This is a genomic window from Verrucomicrobia bacterium CG1_02_43_26, assembly GCA_001872735.1.
GTDB lineage: Bacteria > Verrucomicrobiota > Verrucomicrobiia > Opitutales > CG1-02-43-26 > CG1-02-43-26.
In genome coordinates this window covers 1-20,519 of record MNWT01000015.1, presented here as the reverse complement: position 1 = coordinate 20,519, position 20,519 = coordinate 1, and the positions used below count along the sequence as shown (strand labels likewise).

Annotated in this window: 17 protein-coding genes and 1 pseudogene; 11 read left to right on the top strand and 7 right to left on the bottom strand. The window is 44.0% G+C overall.

Translation table 11 applies throughout. The features are described 5' to 3' along the window. Positions 1-35 precede the first annotated feature (35 nt). From AUJ82_05720 to AUJ82_05700, 5 genes are all read left to right on the top strand, one after another. Positions 36-668, top strand: coding sequence for a hypothetical protein (locus AUJ82_05720; protein ID OIO59541.1), 633 nt, complete (start codon positions 36-38; stop codon positions 666-668). Positions 669-785: 117 nt separating this feature from the next. Further along, complete coding sequence (locus AUJ82_05715) at positions 786-2,309, top strand: hypothetical protein (protein ID OIO59540.1); 1,524 nt, start codon at positions 786-788, stop codon at positions 2,307-2,309. Positions 2,310-2,349: 40 nt separating this feature from the next. Beyond that, entirely contained in the window at positions 2,350-4,242 is a 1,893-nt protein-coding gene (locus AUJ82_05710) for a hypothetical protein (protein ID OIO59539.1), read from the top strand. A 9-nt stretch (positions 4,243-4,251) separates the two neighbouring features. After that, on the top strand, positions 4,252-4,941 hold the full coding sequence (locus AUJ82_05705; GenBank protein ID OIO59538.1) for a macrolide ABC transporter ATP-binding protein: 690 nt from the start codon (positions 4,252-4,254) through the stop codon (positions 4,939-4,941). Next, positions 4,938-6,140 carry a hypothetical protein gene (locus tag AUJ82_05700; protein ID OIO59537.1) on the top strand — a complete coding sequence of 401 codons (1,203 nt, stop codon included), beginning with the start codon at positions 4,938-4,940 and terminating at the stop codon, positions 6,138-6,140. Before AUJ82_05705 ends, AUJ82_05700 begins: the two co-directional genes overlap by 4 nt. A 6-nt stretch (positions 6,141-6,146) precedes the next feature. Here the strand turns inward: AUJ82_05700 and AUJ82_05695 are convergent, their stop codons facing one another. The 3 genes from AUJ82_05695 to AUJ82_05685 all read right to left on the bottom strand — a co-directional run bounded on the left by AUJ82_05695 (position 6,147) and on the right by AUJ82_05685 (position 9,615). Next, complete coding sequence (locus AUJ82_05695; GenBank protein OIO59536.1) at positions 6,147-7,454, bottom strand: glutamate-1-semialdehyde-2,1-aminomutase; 1,308 nt, start codon at positions 7,452-7,454, stop codon at positions 6,147-6,149. Between the two features lie 153 nt (positions 7,455-7,607). Further along, on the bottom strand, positions 7,608-8,993 hold the full coding sequence (locus AUJ82_05690; protein ID OIO59535.1) for a polynucleotide adenylyltransferase: 1,386 nt from the start codon (positions 8,991-8,993) through the stop codon (positions 7,608-7,610). Next, a complete protein-coding gene (locus AUJ82_05685; GenBank protein OIO59534.1) occupies positions 8,959-9,615 on the bottom strand; it encodes a phosphoheptose isomerase in 657 nt (218 codons plus the stop codon). The genes AUJ82_05690 and AUJ82_05685 overlap by 35 nt, the downstream gene beginning before the upstream one ends. Before the next feature lie 180 nt (positions 9,616-9,795). Here AUJ82_05685 and AUJ82_05680 point away from each other — a divergent pair, with 180 nt between their 5' ends. Both AUJ82_05680 and AUJ82_05675 read left to right on the top strand, forming a co-directional pair. Then, positions 9,796-11,142, top strand: coding sequence for a hypothetical protein (locus AUJ82_05680; GenBank protein ID OIO59533.1), 1,347 nt, complete (start codon positions 9,796-9,798; stop codon positions 11,140-11,142). Between the two features lie 5 nt (positions 11,143-11,147). Further along, positions 11,148-12,896: a hypothetical protein gene (locus tag AUJ82_05675; GenBank protein ID OIO59532.1), complete on the top strand. Its 1,749-nt coding sequence runs from the start codon at positions 11,148-11,150 to the stop codon at positions 12,894-12,896. On the opposite strand, the gene AUJ82_05670 is transcribed toward AUJ82_05675, so the two are convergent. Further along, positions 12,879-15,086, bottom strand: coding sequence for a recombinase RecD (locus AUJ82_05670; GenBank protein ID OIO59531.1), 2,208 nt, complete (start codon positions 15,084-15,086; stop codon positions 12,879-12,881). The genes AUJ82_05675 and AUJ82_05670 overlap by 18 nt on opposite strands. Before the next feature lie 9 nt (positions 15,087-15,095). Continuing rightward, positions 15,096-15,794 (bottom strand): hypothetical protein, encoded by a 699-nt coding sequence (locus tag AUJ82_05665; GenBank protein ID OIO59530.1) that lies wholly within the window; start codon positions 15,792-15,794, stop codon positions 15,096-15,098. 6 nt (positions 15,795-15,800) lie between these two features. On the opposite strand from AUJ82_05665, the gene AUJ82_05660 reads away from it, so the two are divergent. From AUJ82_05660 to AUJ82_05645, 4 genes are all read left to right on the top strand, one after another. After that, positions 15,801-16,940, top strand: coding sequence for a hypothetical protein (locus tag AUJ82_05660; protein ID OIO59547.1), 1,140 nt, complete (start codon positions 15,801-15,803; stop codon positions 16,938-16,940). Between the two features lie 11 nt (positions 16,941-16,951). Continuing rightward, complete coding sequence (locus tag AUJ82_05655; GenBank protein OIO59529.1) at positions 16,952-17,716, top strand: polyamine ABC transporter ATP-binding protein; 765 nt, start codon at positions 16,952-16,954, stop codon at positions 17,714-17,716. Between the two features lie 52 nt (positions 17,717-17,768). After that, positions 17,769-18,767: a hypothetical protein gene (locus AUJ82_05650; GenBank protein OIO59528.1), complete on the top strand. Its 999-nt coding sequence runs from the start codon at positions 17,769-17,771 to the stop codon at positions 18,765-18,767. A gap of 72 nt (positions 18,768-18,839) precedes the next feature. Continuing rightward, the gene (locus AUJ82_05645) at positions 18,840-19,463 is read left to right on the top strand and encodes a hypothetical protein (GenBank protein OIO59527.1); all 624 of its coding nucleotides are present in this window, start codon (positions 18,840-18,842) and stop codon (positions 19,461-19,463) included. Between the two features lie 9 nt (positions 19,464-19,472). On the opposite strand, the gene AUJ82_05640 is transcribed toward AUJ82_05645, so the two are convergent. Both AUJ82_05640 and AUJ82_05635 read right to left on the bottom strand, forming a co-directional pair. Beyond that, positions 19,473-19,937, bottom strand: coding sequence for a hypothetical protein (locus tag AUJ82_05640; protein ID OIO59526.1), 465 nt, complete (start codon positions 19,935-19,937; stop codon positions 19,473-19,475). Next, positions 19,930-20,175, bottom strand: a pseudogene (locus AUJ82_05635) (hypothetical protein). Before AUJ82_05635 ends, AUJ82_05640 begins: the two are co-directional and overlap by 8 nt. Between the last annotated feature and the right edge of the window lie 344 nt (positions 20,176-20,519).

Here is a 20,519-nt window from a genome sequence, read left to right as displayed (position 1 = left end):
AGCTAAAAAAATATTTTAATAGCAGGTAATATTTTATGGCAGCACAATTGATATTAGACGCGAGCTCATCGGTGATCCAAGTTGGGATTTGGGAAGAGGGTGTGTGGTTATCATTTAAAAACTCGCAAGAACACGCGCTAGAATGCTTGTTTTCGTGTGTTGCTGATTGTTTGAGAGAGGCACAGCTACAGTTGAAAGATTTGAACGGGATCATTTACTGTGAAGGCCCCGGTTCTATCTTAGGGATACGCTTAGTTGCGATGGCGATACGAACCTGGAAAACGCTCCCCGAGCTTCAATCAATTCCCATTTATGCCTACCAAAGCTTTGCGTTTGTGGAAGCCGTGATAAAAACAAAATTTAAAGCAGAAGTGGGTTATATCATTAGCCCATCGCGAAATAAGCTATGGAATGTTTTTGAAGACGGGAAGTTTAAAGAACTAAGCGAAGCAGAGTTGGTTAAATTATCTGGAAAAGCTGTATGGATGATGCCACAGCGCGCGTTAGCCAGGGAATGCCCTGTAGAAGCAAAGGTCTTTGAATACGATTTAAAAGGAATGCCAGCTGTTTTTTTAGATCAGACGCTATATGCGAAGAGAACCGTTATTGATGCGATCAATACGGGAGACCAGCAATTTGTAAAGTGGACAGGTGAACGGCACCAGTGATTGCGACCGCTTAAATAATCAAACGCGTTTTGCCTAATCAAAAAACCTTTACTCCCAGGCCTACTTTGTTAATAATCTTGCGCATACCCATTTTGCAAAAAAGTCTAATCAACAACTATGCAGCTCATTTTTAAAGCTCTATTCATCGCTTTTGGCCTTTCAGTATTGATGGTGAGCACTCATGCCGTGATCGATATAGAGAACGGTTACTATATGACGCTTGAAGAGTGTATAGCAATGACGCTGAGACAGAACCAGACGATAGACAATTCGTACCTTGACCGCATCACCCAGAAGAATGCTCTGGTAAACGCGGAGCATGCTTTTAATCCACAAGGCACCCTGACAATTGGCCCCTCATGGACACACGCGATAACGCCCACATCGAAAGCAGAAAGTGGGTCTGCTAATGTTTCAACAGCATGGACTCAAGCCCTTAAAACAGGAGGAAGCTTAAATTTTGCCTGGAATAAGAGCACCACGCTTTTGGGGAAAGAAGCGAAACGATCTACTTATTCTGACGGCTTTAGCCTAGGATTTACTCAACCCCTGTTAAAAGGAGGGGGATTTACGATGGGTACCCTTTCGCTGACAAGAGCCTATTTGACAGAACAAGGTAATGTGCTTTCGTTAAAATCAACCTTAATGACGAATATACAGACGGCGATTACGCGGTATCGTTCATATATAAACCAGATAGAATCGCTGAAGATTCAACGACGATCCTTTGAGCGAGAAAAAATAAGACTTGAGCAACAAGAAGCACTTGTAGAAGCGGGTAGGCTTGCGAAAAACGATTTGATAAAAAGCCGTGCTGCTATAGCGAGCAGAGAACTTCAACTGCTGGAGGTAGAGAATACAACGGACGATGCTCGAATAGACCTATTGCGCTTCATGAATATGGATACCGGGATACCCCTGTTACCCATTATTGATTTGCAAGTGGAAGAACCCCAATTACCCTCGCTTGAAGATGCTATGGAAATCGTTTATGAGAATGATCCCTCATACCAACAGGCACTCATAGCGCTTCGCAACGCTGAGCTTTCCCTAAAAGAAGCGAAAGACGGGTTGCTATGGGATTTAGGGTTTACTGGTAGTATTGCTTCTAATGGGAATGCTGGGCGCACATGGGGGCTAGCTACTTACAATGCAGCTGATATGAAACGTAAGACATGGAGCTTGGGCCTGAATCTTGTCATTCCCTTAAATAAGCGAGATCGTGCTACCTCTTATTTGAATGCGAAAATAGCGATGCGAAAAGCTCGTATTGATTTTCAAAACACACTGGATAATTTGAAGGCTGACGTTATCAAGCAAATGCGTACGATTGAAAACAATTACAAACGAGTACAATTTGCTAAGGAGAATACGCGCTTAAACGCAGAGGATTTAGAGGTGGCAGAGATACGATTTAATGCCGGTTTGATTACTAATTTTGAGCTCGTTACCACACAGGATAATTATGTTACTACAGAAAATACGGAATTAACGGCAAAGATTACCTATTTAAATAACCTTGTAGAGTTTGATAGACGGCTAGGTACCTTACTAGACACCTTACAGATTAATATAGATGAGCGTGCGGCTCAAAGTAAGCGCATTCGGGCACAGTCCGGAATGCCCCCTCCTTCGACTTGATTATTAATATGTTATGTAGTATAGTAAGGACAGTAACGGAATGGAATTAGACCAGTATAAGCCCCATAATATCAACGAGCTCCTTGACCTCATCGTTGATCGTATTACCCGATTTACAATGGCGGAGAATGTTATTGTGTATCTATACGATGCGGATGATCAGATGTTGTTTAATCGGGCGGGCAAAGATATAGAAGTAATGGAACTTCAATTTCCCTTGGGGAAAGGTCTTGTAGGGAAATCTCTTGATGAGCTTAGGCCTTATATAATCCCTGATGTATCTAAAGATAAAGACTTTGATCCCAAAGTGGACACGGTTGCTAAAGATCAAATCAAGTCCCTTTTGATTGTTCCTATTTCCAATGAGAAGAAAGATCGCATAGGTGTTATTGAATTGATTAACAAGAAAGAAGGAGCATTTACGCACGATGACCTGACGTTTGTGGAAGCGATGTCTGCGCAAGCCGGTATTTCTATAGAAAATACAGTTTTGTTTGGAGAACTGTTGACGACCAGAGACCGCGAAAAGAAATTAATCGAAGAGATCAAGACCCAGAATAGTGATTTGCAAAAAGCCTTTATGCAGCTTGATGAGAAGTCTCAAAAGATAGAAGAGACCTCCAAGCGTATACGAAAAGTGAGGAACATAGGATTTACCTTTATTGGGGTTGTTGTTCTGATCATTTTTTATTTTTTATGGCCATCTAGCTCTTCGAGCTCTAGCCCAGCGTATGTGCCAACGAAAGCCCCTACATTTAGCACAGAACAAGGACAAACGTATGAACGCTATACGGTTACACCACAGCCTGTAACCCTGCCTTTAACGACATCGGGTATTTTGCAACCGGCGCAGATGGTGAATGTATTTGCTCCCTTTGCGGGCATTATTAAAGACGTTAATTTTCAATTTGGATCTACGGTTGAAAAAGGGCAGAAGCTTATAGAGCTTGATAGTACTAAGATAGAATCCGAGTATAGAACGGCTCAAGTTGACGAAATTAAGAAAAAGCAAGACCTCCTAAAAATAAAAAATTGGGAAAAGGGGAGTAAGATGACGGAAGCCTATAGGTCTCTAGCAAAAGCGGAAGATGAGCTTGCGTTAGCAAAAGACGAGTATGAATCATCGCAGTTACTTTATAATAAAGGTGCGATTAGTAAGCGCGACTTAGATGCCGCGAAACGCAAGATTGCTTCCTCGGAAGATGCTCTTTTAAAAGCTAATGAATCCTTGGAAGCGACAAGACAAGAAGGTAACCCGCAAGAAATTCTTTTCAAAGATTATGATTGGCAGAATGCCAAGCTTAAGGAAACGCAGTTAAAAGGTAAACTGGAGCGTGCTATTTTGTACAGCCCAGTTCCAGGAGTTGCTATTAAACCACTTGCGAGTAGTAGTGGCAGTAAGGACCAAGGCGGTGTTGTGCAGAATGTAGAACGCGGTATCAGTGTAGCGGAAGATGCGATATTCCTATCTATTGCTGACCTGTCTCGATTGAGTGTATCCAGTACCGTAGATGAAATCGAAGTCAATCAAGTGCGCCCCGGGCAAGACGTGACTATTACAGGGGATGGTTTTAAAGGAGTTACCCTGCACGGTGAAGTGACGTATGTTTCATCTGAAGCAAAGTCTTCTGGTAGAAAACCCCAGTTTGAAATAAAAGTAACTACGGATCCCTTGACCGACGAACAACGCAAAGCGGTTAAATTAGGGATGTCTGCTTATCTGTCTATTAATACCTATACTAATCCGAATGCGTTGATGGTACCCTTCCGAGCGGTGCAGATTACCCGAGAAGGCAAATTTGTTTATCGTATAACAGAGGGGGCAACTCAACCGGAGAAAGTGCAGGTAGAGACAGGGATAACGACACCCGTTACCGGTACCGTTGAAATTGTCAATGGGTTAAACTCCGGCGATACCATTTTACTGCTATAATTTTTTATTGTGGATACCCCTGTAATAGAACTAGACAACGTTGTCAAAAACTACTATCTGGGCCCGGTAACGGTTCCTGCCCTCAAAGGTATATCTTTAAAGATTAACGAAGGAGAGCTCATTTCTATTATAGGGACATCCGGTTGTGGAAAAACGACCTTGATGAATATATTAGGGCTATTGGATAGACCCACGAGCGGTGAGTATAGAATAGAAGGCCGTACGATTGCGGAATGTTCGGATAATGAACTATCTACACTGAGAAACAAAAATATAGGATTTGTTTTCCAGCAATATAATCTTCTGGCGAGACTTGATGTACTTCAGAATGTTTATGTACCCCTGCAGTATAGGGGAATGACTAAAGCTGATATGCAAGCGCGCAGCCGAGAGATGTTGAAATTGGTGTCTATGGAAGACCGTGAGCACCATAAGCCCAATGAGCTTTCCGGAGGTCAGCAGCAACGAGTTGCGATTGCGCGCGCGTTGGTTGGAACACCAAACCTTATTTTAGCAGATGAACCTACGGGAGCATTGGATGTGAAGACAAGTGATGATATTATGAACTTGTTTATTCGATTGAATAAGGAGTCCGGTATTACGGTTGTGATCATTACGCACAGCCCGGACATTGCGAAACGCTGCCCGCGGATTGTTTCTCTTTCGGATGGCTTCATTATAAACGATACAAAGAAATGATGGTGAAGGCAAATATAGGGATGGCATTTCGCAGCCTCATTTCATCGAAGCAGCGCAGTTTTCTTGCGTTGTTAGGGATTGTTATTGGTATTGGCGCCGTTATTGCGCTTGTTTCTATAGGAATTATATTTAAAGCAAATTCGCTGAAGAGCTTTCTTGAATTAGGAACAGATTATATCGTTGTTCGAAAAGGCTGGGGGGGCGGCGGCTTTGGTTTTGGAGGAGGAGACAAAGGCCCGCAGATTGATTTTCAACAGGCAATGGAACTTTCGCAATACTTAGATAGCGTTGTTGATTCTTCACCTGTGGGGCAAACGGGCTCATCTATGACCTTTCATGGCAAAGATGTTTCTGCTTCTATTTTGGCAGTGATTGATAATTTTCTTCCTATAAATCGTTTTAAACTCGATAAAGGCCGTTTTTTATCCCCCTTGGATCAGAATATGAATTTCATGATTATTGGGAAAGAAGTGGCAGATGATCTTAAAGAAAAAGGTGCGATGGATGTTATTGGAGAGCATATCCGGATTAATGATAAGCTATTTACCATCATTGGGATGCTTGGTGATGCACCAAGAGGCTCGATGCGGCCGTTTTATGCAAATCAATCTGTTTTGATTCCCTACAGTACGTACAGTAGAGTGTTTGATAAGCCAGAAGTCGCTTACATACTCGTGCGCATGAATAAAGAATATCCGCCTCAACAAGTTACCGAGGATATTAAAAACTATTTTCATTTGCGTGATCCAGCTTTGAATCTTGAAGTGAATACTGCTGAAGAGATTATTAAGCAGATGGAATCGCAGATGCAGATGATCACCATTTTCTTGGGCGCGATTGGGGGTATTTCGCTGATCGTGGGAGGCGTGGGTGTGATGAACGTTATGCTTGTTTCAGTAACCGAACGCAAGAAAGAGATAGGTATTCGACGAGCTTTGGGGGCGCTTCAACGTGATATACAATTACAGTTTATTATAGAAGCCCTTGTATTGTGTATCGTTGGCGGGCTTATTGGTATTGGTATGGGCGTTGGTGCTTCGTATGTTTTTTCAATAACAAACGGATGGGATTTTTTAGTCTCTCCACCGGCGATATGGCTAGGGTTAGGCGTTTCTACGGCAATAGGTCTTTTCTTTGGGTACTATCCCGCGAGGCAAGCCTCTAAGCTTGACCCGATACAGGCGTTGCGCTCTGAGTAAATGTATTTAAAGCGACTTGATGGCCCTTGAGAGGATGTCTATGGCTTTGTTCATAACGTCAGGATTATGAGCAGTGCTGATGAAGCAAGTTTCGTATGCAGAAGGCGGCAAATAAACACCATTATCCAATGCATAATGGAAGACTTTATTAAACATAGCTTTATCTGAAGCGATCGCGGTTGCGTAGTCTCTAGCCGGAGTTTCGTTAAAGAAGAGGGCGAACATGGAGCCGACTTGGGGGATTTGTAATGGAATGCCCTTTTGTTGGGCAACGGTTAAGAGTTCTTGAGCTAATTGTTTGCCGGCTTTATCCAAGCGATCGTAGGGATTTTCGGACTGGAGGAGCCTGAGTGCTGCTATACCAGCGGCCATGGCCAAAGGGTTTCCGCTAAGCGTGCCTGCTTGGTAAACAGGGCCAAGAGGAGCGAGGTAATTCATGATCTCTTGTTTGCCACCAAATGCGCCGACAGGGAGCCCGCCACCGATAATTTTGCCAAATGTAGTTAAGTCTGGTACAATGTTTTCCCTTTCCTGAACGCCACCAAAGCCGACCCGGAAGCCCGACATGACTTCATCGAAAATAAGCACAGTGCCATTTTCAGTACAAAGCTCTCGAAGACCCCTTAAATAGCCCTCTCGAGGAAGGAGTAAACCACAGTTTGCAGGGTAGGGCTCTAGAATGATGGCCGCGATTTCGTTTTTGTATTGTTTAAATGCGAGCGCTACGGCTTCGAGGTTATCTAACGGGAGGACGATGGTATGTTCCGTGAAGGACTTGGGAACACCTGCGCTATCCGGGCAACCACAGGTTAGTGCTCCTGAGCCCGCTTTGACGAGTAGTGCGTCTGCGTGGCCATGGTAGCAGCCTTCGAATTTGATAATTTTATCACGCCCCGTAAAGCCTCTTGCGAGACGAATTGCAGACATTGTGGCCTCTGTGCCGCTATTCACCATTCTAATTTTTTCAACAGAAGGGATCGCCGCTGTAATCAGTTCAGCGATTTCAACTTCGTAAGGGTTAGGCGTTCCGAAGCTGGTGCCCTTGTTTAAGGCGGTTTGGATGGCTTCCTGGATATTGCGATTGTTATGACCATGGATCGCGGGACCCCACGTGCACACGAAATCGATTAAGTTTATGCCATCAACGGTGGTTAAAATGGCGCCATTAGCGGATTGAGTAAAGAAAGGGGCGCCGCCAACTGAACGAAAAGCACGGACAGGGGAATTGACACCTCCGGGGATGACTTTTTGGGCGCGTTCGAATAAATTTAGGGAAATTGTTTGGGCTGTATTGGCATCTATGGTTGTAGTCATAAGACTATTAAAATGAAGAAAGACAACTTGAGATTCAATAAAAAAGCCATGGTATTACCTCCAGGACTTTTGAGCTTATTAAAATTTGGCTAGGCCTTCATGGGAGTCAGGAAACTCATAGAGCCGAATTTTTTCCTGTTTATTTTTTGATCATTATATCGTAATACCGCTTTCGGCCATTGTGGCCTTTAGGAATTTCAGGCCGTCTTCTTCGGTGGAGAAGATGCCTTCGATTTGAGCCTCGTAGCAGGAATCCAGGAGCGGGCGAAATTCGGCACCTTGTTTCATGCCCAAGGCGATTAAGTGGCGGCCACGAATAATGGGATCGGGTGCCTTGTTTTTGATGTCAAGGGCTTCAGCTCTTTCCATGAGCCATTTATTAACCTCTGGGGCAGTGTTTGGTTTTGGGGGCCGGCCTTGCATGTCTGCACTGACGACTCGCATGAGCCGATCGAGGCGGACGACTCGGGAAAGACGCCTTATGGCGGAGTCCGTGGACTGGGCTTTGAAAAGGTCAACAGGGCGAAGGTGGTGGACTACCAAGGGAATAACAGATTCTATGAGATCCTTGTAATCCGTCATGGAATTAAGAAAAGAACGTGTGGGAGCTTCCCCTGCGATATCGTGCCCTGGGGAACGCAGACGATAGTTGGCCTCATCGTAGATAGTGGTGTCCGGCTTACCGAAGTCGTGACAAAGGACGGCGAGGCCGACTACGAGATCTTCGAATTCATCGCCTATTCGCTCGTTCGCAAACGCATCCATACAATAAAGCGTATGAGACCACACATCGCCCTCGGGATGCCATTCTGGATCCTGGGCGCAATCGATAAGATTTTCGAGCTCTGGGAAGTGGATTACCCAGTGAGTATCCTTTAAAAACTTAAGCCCGAGAGAAGGTTTTTTGCCAAGCAAGATCAGCTTTTTCCACTCTTCGAAGATACGTTCCTTGGAAAGGTTTTCGGGATAAATGCCCCGAGAAAGGGCAACTGTATGCTTGTCCGGAGTCAATTCGAAACGAGCGATGAATTGCATGCCACGAAGGACACGGAGAGGGTCCTCTGTGAATTTGGGGGAGGTGTGCCGCAGAATCTTATTCTGCAGATCCTCGAGACCATAGTAAGGGTCTATAAGCTCATCGGTAAGAGGATCCCAAGAGATAGCATTTATGGTAAAATCTCGCCTAGCGGCCGCGTCCTTAAAAGAAAGGTTAGGATCAGCATTTATTTGAAAACCCCTATGCCCCTCCCCGCGCTTAAATTCCTTACGAGGGACAGAAACATCTATGTTATATTGTTTTATAGAAAGGACACCAAAGTCTTTGCCAATCGGTAAGACCTCGTATCTTTGGGAAAGAGCTTCTTCCAAAATCTGAGGGTCAACACCAAAGACCTCGATATCAATATCCTTGGGTTCTTGCCCTAAGAGAGCATCTCGAACGCAGCCACCAACACAAACGGCTCTTCCCCCAATTTCCTGAATTGTTTTGGCAAATTCAAGAATTTTAGTTTCCTGTATTTTCGGGAACTGTAATTTCATTTTTAAAGAAGGTATCTTCGAGCATCATACACAAAGTGTGATAGATGGGGAGGTGTAGCTCTTGGATTTTAAACACTTCTGTTTCCGGAACGCAAATACAAATGTCTGTGAGCTCCTTTAACTTACCCCCTGAAGCGCCAGTTAGGCCGATGCAGTGGAGACCCTTTGCTTGGGCGACCTGTGCGGCTTTGATGACGTTCTTGGAATTACCGGAAGTGGAAATGCAAAGGAGAGCATCCCCTGGCCTTCCGAGACCCCAGGTGAGCTGCGCAAAGACGTAAAGGGGATCACAATCATTGGCAAAAGCAGTCATGAGGGAAGAAAAGACTGGGAGGGGGATTGCAGGAAGGGCGCCTTGCAGGTTGTCTGCTAAATCATCCCCTAGACGTTCACGCCAAGAGTCGTCAATTGGGCGTTGAATGGAAAAAGACTTTAGAAGCTCGCCTGAAATATGGTCTGCATCGGCAGCACTGCCACCATTACCGCATATAAGAAGCTTTCCGTGGTCCTGATAGACCTCACGAATGCGCTCATAGGCCATTTGGATGGCTTCGGCACAATTCATCAAAACAGGATAACGATTGATACAGTCAGCGAGTTTCTGGTTCATAGGTGAAGACATTAATTGTTATGTAGTAGATTTGCAAGATTGTAATACAATTTCCAGATTTAGAGTACTTGGATACTTATACAAAAAATAATTTGGGTAGTTTTAAACACGCATCCTATATGGCAGGGCAAAGATAATCTTGCGTTTACGCGGTATTGCCTTAGTATAATGTTTAGACCCACACCCCACTTCATGGCAGAAAAAATTCTTCTACTGGATAAATACCCTACGCATGCGGAAACACTACGGAGTCAGTTAGAAGCTGAAGGGTTTCGCGTGCAATTTGAAACGGAAGTAGAACCCTTATTTGGGGATTTGGGGGCCTGTGATTATTTGATTATTTTTGCGGACGAGGCGTTACAAGGAAAAGCCGCTGTCGAGATGTTAAAAAATGTGAAGACGGTGAATGCGAGTTTACCAGTTGTTATGGTAGCTTCGCATTGGAATATACAAGACATGGTACAGATTGCGAACACCGGTATATCGCTGCTTATGGAAAAACCCTTTAATTTGGATGTTTTTTTGGATTTGATAGGACATTTGCGGCAGACATCCGATGAAGAGAATAGAGGCAGTGGTGCGGAGGAAGGTGTATCCGCGAAGGATCGGATTGACGGTAATATATTTGATAACGCCTTATCGAATGAAGAACTGGCCTATTTGCCATCGTTTAGGGGGTGGCAATCCGGATGGGTCTCTCAGTTACAGAAGAAAGTGGCGGAAGATAATTCTATATTTTTGGCGCTTCATAAGGGAGCAGAAAAGGAGCTAATTATTCGGCAAATAGGGGTATGGCGTGGTCTAGACACCACTAAAGTGAAATGGATTTCGGCTTCGGATTTATCTGCTGCAGGCGATAAAGATTTTATTGAAAAAGTGACCTCTCATGAAGAAAAATCGCCGATCGTTGTCATTGATAATTTACTAAACGTGCAGCAAGACGTTCACTATTATGCATTAAATTCCTTAAAGGAAGGACCCTATGATCTGGATGACGGGCAACCGATATTATTTGTTTATTTGCTAGATGAAGCTTCTGTAAAGTCACTTGAAGATGATTTTAAGCATGAGCTTGCAGTTTACATCAAGATGAACCTGGTGGAAGTGCTCCCCCTGCATGAACGGTTAACCGATTTGGCGCTATACGCATTTCGGTTTGCTAAAGAATTCGCGAAAGAAGCGAAAGCGCCAGAGCGTGGCCAATTTACCCCGGAAGCGATATCCGCATTATTAAATTATGATTGGCCGAGAAACTACAGCGAGTTAAAAGAAGTAATCGGTATGGCTGTTAAGGCCGCAAAAGAAGGACCTGTAACCGCGGAACAGTTAACGAATTATATAAAGCTGAAGAACGGCATTACAGATTTACAGAGTATGAAGGATTACCTGATTGGGCGCCAGAAAGAGCATGTGAACCGTTATTTGAAGCAGAATAGTTTAGCAGAGAAAGATTTTCTGGAATCACTTGGATTTGGGAGTGATCAAACCGTAAATAACGACCTGTTTTACCCTGAGCTATTGGATATTTCAAAGTATTAAAAGAGATGACGCTACCGAGGATTCATTTAGCTATATTAGAAAAGCTGTTCGCTTTAAATAGTTTAACAGCAGACGGGAAGGAGAAAGCACTGAGTGCGGCCGATGGTCTTTCCGGCGAGGAAATGGAAGGATTACTAAAAAAAGATTTCGGTATAAGCGATCTTGAAATTCTAGTGGCTAAATCTTTATCCCTCAGTCTTAACCCATTTTTGGCAAATCGGTTTGAGATGAATCATGAGCTATTTAATCTGTTACCACGTGACTTTTGCGAGAAAAACAAGATGCTGCCCGTGAGCATGTTTGACGGACGCGTGGTTGTAGCGGTCACGAACCCCTTTAATCTAGATTTGATACAGGCAGTAAAAGACAAAACGAAGCTAAAAGTGTCTATACTATTGGCATTAGAGAAGGACATAGAGCATTATCTAAGTGAAGAGGAGACGGATGCCAAGAAGTTGCGCGTTAAGAAGTCTACTACCCCCTTAATTTTTCCTTCAAAAGAGAAAAAGCCCACGGAGTGGATGCCCCAGCAGGCGATACAGCTATCCGGAAGTCCATTTCGCACTAAAGTTACAGAGCCCTTTTTAAAAGCCATTTACGGCATGATGGTCGACACCGTTTTAATTGAACCGGATATTGGATCGTACAAAATCCTGTATCGTTTGGACGCGAAACCTTTGAAGCAAGAAGAAGTGCCGTACAAAGTGGGGAAAGAGCTAATTGATGATGTGCGTAAGCTTGCGAACATGGACGATGGAAACCCGATGCACCCTCATGAATCTGTATTAGCTTATTCTGAAGAAGGAGATAAGACATATTATTTTAGAGTCACATCGGCTATATTAAATCATCATCAAAGTCTTTTACTGGAACCGGTTGAGCAGTCTTGGGTATCGCCCAAGTTAGCGGAGTTAGGGATTAAAGAGTATCAGTTAGATGAATATGTAAAATTTTTGGAAGCAGATGCAGGTTTGTTATTACACTCAAGCCCTTATAAGGCGGGGTTATCCACGACCCTTTACGCCGGTCTGAATTGGTTTGAAGGAACAGACAAAGTGATTCGAGCTGTGGATTATTCGCATAGCTTCTTGCAATTGAATGCCGGAGTGATTCCGGCAGAGCCGGATTTTGCTTCTGCGTGCCGAGCAGCCTTAAAACAGAGACCCGAAATATTAATGATTAGGGAAGTGAAAGACGATGAGACCGCGCAATTGGCACTTGACGCGGCGTTATTCAATAATTTGGTATTGGCCGGCACGTATGCGCATAATGCGATAGAAGGTATTGAACGCATACTTGCGTTGGGGGTTAGCCGTTCGATGTTCACGAATGCGCTGAAAGTATCTTGTTCGCAGAGGTTATTGAGGAAACTGTGCGAGTATTGCAAAGAACCCTATACGCCCGAGGACGAAGAAATCGATCTACTGCAAAAAAGCATAGGTTGGTATGGTTCTGTATATCGGAAAAGCAAGGAAGGGTGTACCCAGTGTAATCGCAGTGGTTGGCATGGGTATGCGGCGTTGTTTGAATTTCTTTTCCCAAATGAACGTTTTAAGAAAGCATTACGAGACGGTAGAGATAGTCGGGACTTGCTTCGTATTGCCAGAAACAGCGGTCTGAGAACCTTCCATGAAGAGAGTATGGATGGGGTGAAAGCTGGATTGTTCGATATGGCTTACGCATTAAAGCAGGTACCGCCTGATGAAGAATGCGTTGAGGAAGCGAAAAAAGGAGCCCTAGCCTTGAGTCGCTAACTGAGGTTGCGTGTTATTTGCCAAGTGGGTGAATTTTTGGCGTAGGTGGGTTTGCCGATTATTGACGACAACGTTATTGACGGCCATGGCATAGGCGGTAGGGTCTCCTACTATAAACACCTTTTTTCTGCCTCTTGTGATAGCGGTATAGAGCAACGTGCGCTGCAGCATGATAAAATGGTGTTTTAAAAGCGGAATGATGACGTAGGGGAATTCACTCCCTTGGGATTTGTGGATAGTGATGGCGTAAGCAAGGGAAATATCAGGCATGTCGAGGCGTTCGAGCGTTACCTGATGTCGTTCGAAAGCGATATCTATCGTGTAGTTCTCTTTATCAATATTAAGGATTATACCCAGATCCCCATTGAAGATGCCCTTATCATAGTTGTTGCGCGTTTGGAGGACCTTATCCCCGACCTTATACGTGGTATGGCCGATCTGGATAGCGGGCGCATGGTTTTGATTTAAAGCAATCTGGAGTTCACGGTTAAGGTTTTCGATGCCCGCTATTCCCTTGTGTAAAGGGGCTAGAACCTGAATATCCTTAAGCGGATGTGCCGAATAGTGATTCGGGAGATCCGTTTTCCAAAGTTGAGTGATTCGTTGGACACACTCTTCAGGCGTGGTGGCGTAGATGAATTGGAGGTCGGAATCCAGTTTTAGCGGTTCTCCGCTTTTAATAATATTAGGAGCCCCCGATTGACCACTAAGAATAGAGTGGGCTGTTGTGACAATAGAACTTTGCTTTTTCTGACGAAATACCTTGTTCAAGGCTATGAGCGGTACATTGCCATGCTCAATAAGATCTTCTAGGATTTTACCCGGCCCAACAGACGGTAACTGGTGGACATCGCCCACGAGGAGTAAATGAGATTGCGGGGGGATTGCTTGAAAAAGAGATGAGGCAAGTTTGGTATCTAACATACTACACTCGTCTACGATAACAAAGTCTGCTCTTAGGGGGTTGGCCAGATTGTGGGTAAACTGCCCCTTCTTGGAGTCATACTTAAGGAGCATGTGGATTGTTTGCGCAAAGTGACGCGAGGCGGCCTGGAGACGTTGGGCGGCTCTGCCAGTGGGTGCGGCCAATAAAATAGAAACCTTTTTGGCCTTTAAGATTTCGACAATGGCACGCAAGATAGTGGTTTTACCCGTACCCGGCCCACCCGTCAAGATGCTGACCTTGTTTTCGAGCGAGAGCCTTATGGCCTTTTCCTGTTCTGGAGCAAACGTGAAACCAGCCTTTTCCTGAGCCCATGCGATGGCCTTATCGATGATAATAGAAGGTAATTGAGAAGGAACCTGATCCAATGAGTGGATGCTTTGGCAGATAACACTTTCGGCCTTATGGAGTATGGGCAATTGGACAGATGCGATACTATCTAAATAAACAAGAGTGTTGTTATTTACAAGCACCTGGATGCGGTTAGCGACCTTAGTGAGATCCGTTTGCAGGAGCTCTGAGGCTCCATTTTCCAATAATTCAATAGGGCAACACGTATGACCATCTGATTCACGCTCACTTAAGTAAAAATGGATACCCGCATCGATACGGGCAGGATTATCGTTTGCCAAGCCGATGTTGAGGGCGATTTTATCGATTGTTCTGAATCCGATACCTGAAATTTCTTTCGCGACACGATAAGGATCGTTACGAAGGATTTCTTGAGCATTGTCGCCATAAACCTTTACGAGACGAAGGCATTGCGCGGTACCGACCCCATAAGTTTTCAAGAAAAGAAGAACCTCGCGGAGGGAGTGTTGCTCATCCCAAGCCTTTTTAATTTTTTTGGCACGTTGGGCACCGATACCCGGAACCTCCTTGAGACGAGCGGATTCGTGGGAAATGATTTCGAGTGTTTTTTCCTTAAAACAGTCTACGATTTTTTCCGCGTACGTTTTGCCCACGCCAGGAATGAGACCACTGCCCAAGTATTTTCGAATGCCGTAGACGGTAGACGGTAAGGTGGATTTGTGCTCCTTGACCTGAAATTGTTTACCGTATTGAGGGTTGGTGGTCCAGTTACCCGAGATTTGTAACGTTTCACCACACTGGATGCTAGGAAAGTTACCCGTTATCGTGATTGAGGCATTAGATTTATTGACACGCAGTTCTCCAACGCAATAAAAGTTCTCCTCATTGTAATAGAGGATGCGCTCGAGTGTACCCGTTAATTGTTCATCTGCCACGTATCAAAATTAATGGGGATAATCGAGTTTGAAAAGGTTTTTTCCCAGTTCGTATAAATTATCGAAAATGTGGTGATCCGGGACTTGATGTTTGGCAAGTTCCTCCCGAGTATTAGAACCCGTGGTGACAAGGAAACAAGGAATACCAACGGATTTCGCAGCTTCGACATCGTGTACGGTGTCTCCGATCAAGATAGCGTTATCTGAAAGCGCCTTGAGTTTATCCAGCGCAAACTCGGTAAACTCCTTTTGCGGCTTGCGGTAAGGAGAATCATGCGATCCAACGATAAGTGTAAACCATTTGCTGATATCGATATGTTCGCAGATGACTCTGGCATGGTTACCATCCTTACCCGTAAACACAGTGAGCGTGTGCTCCCGTTGGTGGAGTTCCTGGAGAATCCAGTCTACGCCCGGCATCTTTTCGATATTATCGTTTAAAATTTGAGTATACTTTTCCTGGAAAAATTCATGTGCCCTTGTGGTATTCTCCTGGCCAACCCATTCATCAAATACGCCAAAAAGACAAGCACCGATGGTTTTGTAGACGATTTCACGCGGTTTTGGATCAAAACCTAACTGTTCTAGGGCGTAGTTGATGCACGTGCAAATGGTTTCGTATTGGCTGATGAGCGTGCCATCGAGGTCAAACAGGATATTTAATTTTTCTCTTTTGCTAAGCATAACTTTACTTTTATGGAGAAACATTATAGCATGAGGCCAGTGGATATTCAAGAAAGAGTTGATATTAGCCGAGTTGAGCACGATTCCTTGATTCTGCGACTGAAAGGCGTGTGGGACTTGCATGAAGGCCTGTTGGAGTATCAGTCTATTCAAAAAGAGATTGAGCGCGAGAAGCCCAAGAAACTCGTTTTCTATACACAGGAACTGCATAGCTGGGATTCCTCATTGTTAGTTTTTTTAGTACACTGCTATGAACTGTGCCAAAAGAAAGGCGTGTTTTTTGAAAAAGCATCCTTACCTGTAGGGATACAGCAGCTATTAACCCTTTCACAATCGGTGCCGGAGAAGAAGATAGGGCATAAGAAAGAATTTCACAGAAGCTTTGTTTACAAAGTAGGAATCATTGGGTTGAGTTTTGCGGACAGTACGGCTGAAGTATTTACCTTTATTGGGGAAGTGGCCAGAAGCTTTATGCGACTTGTGGCAGGTAAAGCGCAGTTTCGTTGGTCTGATTGTGCTGTCATTATGCAGAATGTTGGTGCGGAAGCTCTACCTATTGTCAGCTTGATTAGCTTTTTAGTAGGTTTGATTATGGCATTTGTCGGTGCTATACAATTAGAACCCTTTGGTGCCAGCATATATGTGGCGAACCTGGTAGCATTGGCCATGGTACGTGAGATGGGCGCAATGATGACCGGTGTGATTATGGCAGGCCGCACAGGAGCGGCATTTGCGGCCACGATTGGGACGATGAAGGTGACAGAGGAAGTAGACGCCCTAAAAACCATGGGCATTTCCCCTGTTGATTTTCTGGTATTACCAAGAGTTATTGCTTTGTTTGTTATGATGCCGTTGCTTTGTATCTTTGCAAATTATATTGGTATTTTTGGCGGTATGGTCGTGTCTCTATTGATGTTGGATATTTCGTATACCGAGTATGTGAACCAGACTCGTAGTGCCATTGACCTAGGGCATGCTTCTGTAGGTGTTATTAAAAGTACGATTTTTGGTATATTAATAGCCTCTATAGGTTGCTTGAGAGGTTTGCAGTGCGGTAATAGTTCATCTGCCGTGGGTATGGCAGCCACATCAGCGGTAGTCACCGGAATCACCGCCATTATTGTTGCGGATGCCGTATTTGCCGTCCTCTTCCACGCGATAGACTTTTAATAATTTTTTTAATGAATTCACACCCAACAGTTATAAGCGTTCACGATGTCGATTTAGCCTATGGCAATTTTGTGGTGATGCGGCATTTAACCTTTGATATCAAAAGAGGCGAAATATTCGTGATTATGGGGGGAAGTGGTTGCGGTAAGACAACCCTATTGAAGCATTTGATTGGTTTGCAGGAAGTGGCTTCAGGAAACATTTTTTATGGAAAACAGAACTTTACAAAGGCAGACGGAGATGAGCGAAAAGCGATCCTGGAAAAAGTAGGGATTCTCTACCAAGCCGGAGCACTTTGGAGCTCTATGACTCTGGCTGAAAATGTTGCCCTGCCGCTACAAGAGTATACAGGTTTGAGTGATGCGGATATTCGCGAGATTGTTTCATTCAAATTATCCCTTGTCGGGTTAAGAGGCTTTGAGGATTTTTACCCCGCTGAGATCAGCGGAGGGATGCGTAAACGAGCAGGGTTAGCACGCGCGATGGCATTAGACCCGCAAATTCTTTTTTTTGATGAGCCATCATCGGGCTTGGATCCGATCAGTTCTAAACGCTTGGACGATCTGATCTTGCAACTTAAAGAATGTTTGGGGACAACGATCGTTGTCGTGACCCATGAGCTTCCCAGTATATTTGCGATCGCGGACAATAGCATATTTTTAGACGCGGAGTCTAAAACGATCATTGCGGAAGGAAACCCAAAAGACCTTTTAAAAAATAGTGTTGATCCGAAGGTGGTTCACTTCTTGAAAAGGACCTATAACAAGAATGGATAAAAGATTGCTAGTATGCAGAAACGTGATAAACTGAACGCCACTAAGAATTAAAATGAGTAAAAAAGCAAATCCAGCAGTAATAGGAATCTTTTTAGTCGGGGCCGTTGTGCTTTCCGTTATGGCATTGTTTCTGTTTGGCTCTGGCAAAGTATTCAGCAAGACGGAAAGCTTTGTTTTATATTTTTCTACATCGGTTAATGGACTGGATGTGGGTGCCCCTGTGAAGTTTAAAGGCGTAAAGATAGGGCAAGTTACCCGTATTTTTATACGCTTTAATCAACCTGATACTTCAGCGCACATACCAGTATTGATTGAAATAGACACACGTAAGTTGAAGAATGACTTGGGCGTTGTTGTCGATCTTGGCGACGCGGTACAATTTGAGCATCAGATCAAGAATGGTTTACGAGGAAGACTCGATTTTCAGAGCTTTGTTACGGGAAAGTTATACGTTGAATTAGATTATTTTGCGGATAAAAAGCCACCTGTTTTGGTACAGCAGAAGTATATTTATAAAGAAATACCAACGGTGACATCGAATTTGAAAGAATTCTGGGAAGCTGCTACGAACACGTTGTCTAAGATCAGCCAGGTTGATTTTGAAGGTATCTCCAAGCATGTGGAAAGTTTTGTGAAAAAACTGGATAACGGCATTTCCGATATTCAGTTTAAGGAGATCAATGACAGCATTATAGGGGCGGGGGATTCGATACAAGATATGGTAGGCTCGGATCAATTTCAACAGGCCATGGTTGATTTTGAAGCATCGATGGCGTCTGCTCGTAAAGTTACGCTCTCGCTGGAAGAAAATGTAGGCCCGTTAACCGCGGATGTGAAAGAGACGTTAAATAAAATACAAGGTGCTGTGGGTACATTTTATGATTTCTCTGAGCCAAATAGCTCTTTACGCTATGAACTAGATACTGCGATCAATGACATTGCTGGTGCGGCTAGAGCGGTGCGGCTGTTTGCTAATTATTTGGAGCAAAACCCAAATGCATTGTTGACGGGGAAGGCTCCACAGGTGCCACCATCCTCAACGAGTAATTAATATTTTATGAAAAAGACAAGCTTTCCGATCCTCTGCCTTTTATTTATTACCCTATTTTTTGAGTCAGGGTGCATGAACTTTAAGGCTAAGCCAGATAACACCAAGTTTTATGTCTTGGCTCCCATGGTTCCCATACCCTTGATATGGCATGAAACACCCCCTCCTCCTGGGCCAACAATCGCGCTAGGCCGCATAGAACTGCCCGGGTACATGGAGAACCCTTATATAGCGACTAAGATTGGGATGTCTGAAATATATTACGCGCAAAATTACCGTTGGGCGGAGCTCATTGGCCCGAATATAGCTCGGGTGCTTGCGGAAAATCTAAACGCACAGATCAATAGCACAGTTTACCCAGCCCCTTGGCCGAGTGAGCTTAAAAGGGACTATGATGTGTTGTTAACTATTTACGATTTTATTGCATTTGAGGAGTCACAAGAAATCGTGATCAATGCCCGTTGGCTAGTTAGAGAACCGGGAACCAAGAAGCTTATTGCTTCTGCTGAGGCGCTCCATTTTTCTCAAATTCATGGCGGCATGAAAAACTATAATAATATTGTTATGGCGATGAATGATGCCTTGGTTGTTTTAAGCGACAAGATTGCCGACTCAATTCCGAAAAAAGAAGCCGTTATGCCAGCGGAAGAGGAGGTGGGAAAGTCGCAAGATTCAGGGATTCAGGAAGTTGCGATTTAATTCCAGGTCTTAGATCTCCATGTTTGGCTCAATTGCCCTGATGAGGGTTTCCTGAAGGCCGGCCAGGAATTGGTAACAGGTGAAAGGTTTGTCTAAATGCGGGGGTATATTGGCCGGGTTTAGCATGGCATCCTCGAGCTCTTCGTCTGTGAGTTCTGAAAAGAATACGGTACGCAGCTTTAATCTAATAGCAGAAGCTACGCGCAAGGTGACTTCTATGCCATGATCATCCAAGGAAACGATGTTGTTATTTTTTCCGATATCCTGTTGTATCAATATAGCGATCAGATAGTCACAATCTAATTGAAGTTGCTCCATAAGGTCCTGTTTCCAGGCGACTGCGAGATCGGGGTCATCTGTGGGAACAATGGCATCGAAAGCCAGATTGTGTTTGAACATAATACTGATGGATTCAATCAGTTTGGTGAGGGCGGACACGATGTCACGGGAGAGTTCTAAATTGATATTAGGCATCTTGTTCAAGAAAAGCGTTGAGTTGCCATTGGTGGAGTAGCTGTACGTAAAGTTCAGCCTGTTCTTTGGGGCCCCTATAAAGGACAGAAGAGCCATGTTGATGAACCTCAAGCATATGTTCTTTGGCGGTTTGGATATCCATTCCGAAAACCTTGATAAAGACCATGACAACGTATGTCATGATGTTTACAGGGTCATTTAAGACAATGACACTACATGATTTTTCACGAACTTCTCTATTTTCTGGCTGGGGAGCGTTGTGAGCCTCTTTGGAGCAAAAAAATGTATTGAAAGGAGTCAAAGGGAAAGGGGGCTTGATTATAAACGGAACCTTTATTAATCTAGCCTTATTATGCCAGACTTTGAGAGAAAAAACGATACAAAAAAAGGAATACCTTTGCCTTGGGTGTTGATAGCCATATTGTTATACATATTGTTTCAGACGGCTTACATTGTATTTGCGAAAGGCTAAAATAATTCAGGCAACCCCGTAGAGTTGCCTGTTTTTAGCTTTTAACTTTATATTAGATTTGTTTTTTATATATTATTGTATGTGTATATTATATATATGTTATCAATTAT

Excerpts from the sequence above, each read along its gene's own strand:
- AUJ82_05720 (OIO59541.1), top strand. The coding sequence starts at position 36 with ATGGCAGCACAATTGATATTAGACGCGAGCTCATCGGTGATCCAAGTT.
- AUJ82_05715 (OIO59540.1), top strand. The coding sequence starts at position 786 with ATGCAGCTCATTTTTAAAGCTCTATTCATCGCTTTTGGCCTTTCAGTA.
- AUJ82_05710 (OIO59539.1), top strand. The coding sequence starts at position 2,350 with ATGGAATTAGACCAGTATAAGCCCCATAATATCAACGAGCTCCTTGAC.
- AUJ82_05700 (OIO59537.1), top strand. The coding sequence starts at position 4,938 with ATGATGGTGAAGGCAAATATAGGGATGGCATTTCGCAGCCTCATTTCA.
- AUJ82_05695 (OIO59536.1), bottom strand. The coding sequence starts at position 7,454 with ATGACTACAACCATAGATGCCAATACAGCCCAAACAATTTCCCTAAAT.
- AUJ82_05690 (OIO59535.1), bottom strand. The coding sequence starts at position 8,993 with ATGAAATTACAGTTCCCGAAAATACAGGAAACTAAAATTCTTGAATTT.
- AUJ82_05685 (OIO59534.1), bottom strand. The coding sequence starts at position 9,615 with ATGTCTTCACCTATGAACCAGAAACTCGCTGACTGTATCAATCGTTAT.
- AUJ82_05680 (OIO59533.1), top strand. The coding sequence starts at position 9,796 with ATGGCAGAAAAAATTCTTCTACTGGATAAATACCCTACGCATGCGGAA.
- AUJ82_05675 (OIO59532.1), top strand. The coding sequence starts at position 11,148 with ATGACGCTACCGAGGATTCATTTAGCTATATTAGAAAAGCTGTTCGCT.
- AUJ82_05665 (OIO59530.1), bottom strand. The coding sequence starts at position 15,794 with ATGTTTCTCCATAAAAGTAAAGTTATGCTTAGCAAAAGAGAAAAATTA.
- AUJ82_05660 (OIO59547.1), top strand. The coding sequence starts at position 15,801 with ATGAGGCCAGTGGATATTCAAGAAAGAGTTGATATTAGCCGAGTTGAG.
- AUJ82_05655 (OIO59529.1), top strand. The coding sequence starts at position 16,952 with ATGAATTCACACCCAACAGTTATAAGCGTTCACGATGTCGATTTAGCC.
- AUJ82_05650 (OIO59528.1), top strand. The coding sequence starts at position 17,769 with ATGAGTAAAAAAGCAAATCCAGCAGTAATAGGAATCTTTTTAGTCGGG.
- AUJ82_05645 (OIO59527.1), top strand. The coding sequence starts at position 18,840 with ATGAACTTTAAGGCTAAGCCAGATAACACCAAGTTTTATGTCTTGGCT.
- AUJ82_05640 (OIO59526.1), bottom strand. The coding sequence starts at position 19,937 with ATGCCTAATATCAATTTAGAACTCTCCCGTGACATCGTGTCCGCCCTC.